We start from the raw sequence: 1,755 nt of genomic DNA on the forward strand, positions 1-1,755 counted from the left end.
TAGCCTAGTTGTCACCGATGCTTTCACTGCTACCTCAGTATTGGGAGGAGCAGTTGGGTCAATTATTATAGTGGGAGCTCAACGAGCCGCATTCTCTAATGAAGCGGGGATTGGTACGGCCCCCATGGTCCACGGAGCGGCTAAAACCAGCGAACCCGTACGGGAAGGATTAGTCGCCATGCTCGGTCCTGCCATTGACACACTGATTGTTTGCACTATGACTGCACTGGCAATACTGGTGACTGATGTATGGAAAGTTACAGGTATGGAAGGCATAACCCTTACAGTAGATGCCTTTAACATCGCCTTTCCTGGCAATCAGTTCGGTGGATATTTGCTGCTGTTGTGTGTAGCCTTTTTCTCGTTATCGTCTTTATTTACCCTGTCGTACTACGGTACCAAATCCTTCTCTTATCTAGCTGGAGCCCACCGGGCACATTGGTTTAACTATTTTTATGTAGCAACCATTGTAATTGCCTCGGTGGCTACGCTAGAAGCAGTTATTGATTTAGTAGACGGAATGTATGCCTTAATGGCTATTCCAACGATGGTCTCAGCTCTATTGCTAGCTCCCAAAGTTCGGGCAGCGGCGCAAGATTATTTTTCTCGGCAGCATCAAGAAACTCCTAAGAAGGTAGTTTAGCATCAAAGAGAAAGTAGAAGTGATTTAAATTTCTCAGTGTTATATTGCGCCATTCCGGTTTTCTTAAAAATTATTTTTCCGTTCCGATCAATAACCCAAGTAGTTGGTATTGCTTCATATGATAAACTTGGATTTATCTGCTTTGGAAAGTATACCTGAACCGTGAAGCGTTTATCTTTTACCCACTTCTTCGCTTTTAGTTGATCTTGGTCTACCGAAATCATCAAAAATTCTACTTCGCCCCCTACTGATTTATATAGTTTGGCAATTTCGGGCATTTCAGCAATACAGGGCGGACACCAAGTAGCCCATATGTTGATAAAGAGCACTTTTTCTCGCTTGCGATTAAGATTAACCTGCTCCCCGGTCATGTTGTATAGCACGAATTTATAATCAAATGTTTCACTTTCCTGATTAAGCTCCGATGAGGCATTGAACAAACCAGTATATAGTAAAGCCTTCTGTACATTACTTACTACCGGCAAGCGTATACTTGGTACAAATAATAATAGTAACAAAAGAGAGAACAGAATAAAATCAATAATTCTTGATTTGAGCATTTTTTTCATCGCAGTTGTACCTTCCAGTCTAAATGTGTTTACGAATTCTTTAGTTTCTTTCCTAATTTCGCTGAAAGCCTAATAAAGACCGATGGGAAAAAAATTCTTCATCCAACAAATTGCGCTATTCTTACTCGTGATTATTTCCTACCCCGGATTCTCACAGTCGGTAAGCCTCCCTCCTTCCACGCTTGATGTTCTCCATTATGCTTTTAGCTTAACAGTACACGATAATTCTAATGAGATTCAGGGTAATGCTAGTATTTTTGTTTCGCTTCCACCTAATCAGTCTTCTCCCGTAATTCTGCATCTCGCCGATATAGATAGTAGTGGCACTCGAGGGATGATCGTAGAAGAAATCTTATTCAACGATCAATCTGTGGACTTCATACATAAAAATCATGCACTTTATATCAACATTCCCAAAGCTAAATTAAATACTTCTCAAGGTACTTTTCGTATTAAGTACCACGGCATTCCCAGCGATGGGTTGATCATTGAGCAAAACCAGTATGGCGATCGTACTTTTTTTGGTGATAATTGGCCTAATCG

The 1,755-nt window shown here is 41.0% G+C and carries 2 protein-coding genes and 1 pseudogene; 2 read left to right on the top strand and 1 reads right to left on the bottom strand.

What is annotated here, in order from left to right:
- Positions 1 to 643: alanine:cation symporter family protein (locus tag WBA23_RS20940; RefSeq protein WP_424584231.1), on the top strand; the 643-nt coding region annotated here is incomplete at its 5' end.
- Positions 644 to 645: 2 nt separating this feature from the next.
- On the opposite strand, the gene WBA23_RS20945 is transcribed toward WBA23_RS20940, so the two are convergent.
- Positions 646 to 1,203: a TlpA family protein disulfide reductase gene (locus tag WBA23_RS20945; protein WP_424584232.1), complete on the bottom strand. Its 558-nt coding sequence runs from the start codon at positions 1,201 to 1,203 to the stop codon at positions 646 to 648.
- Positions 1,204 to 1,294: 91 nt separating this feature from the next.
- Here WBA23_RS20945 and WBA23_RS20950 point away from each other — a divergent pair.
- Positions 1,295 to 1,755: pseudogene (locus tag WBA23_RS20950) on the top strand (hypothetical protein); the annotation flags it as partial.

The sequence above is a fragment of the Tunicatimonas sp. genome (assembly GCF_049647865.1).
GTDB lineage: Bacteria > Bacteroidota > Bacteroidia > Cytophagales > Cyclobacteriaceae > Tunicatimonas.

Excerpts from the sequence above, each read along its gene's own strand:
- WBA23_RS20945 (WP_424584232.1), bottom strand. The coding sequence starts at position 1,203 with ATGCTCAAATCAAGAATTATTGATTTTATTCTGTTCTCTCTTTTGTTA.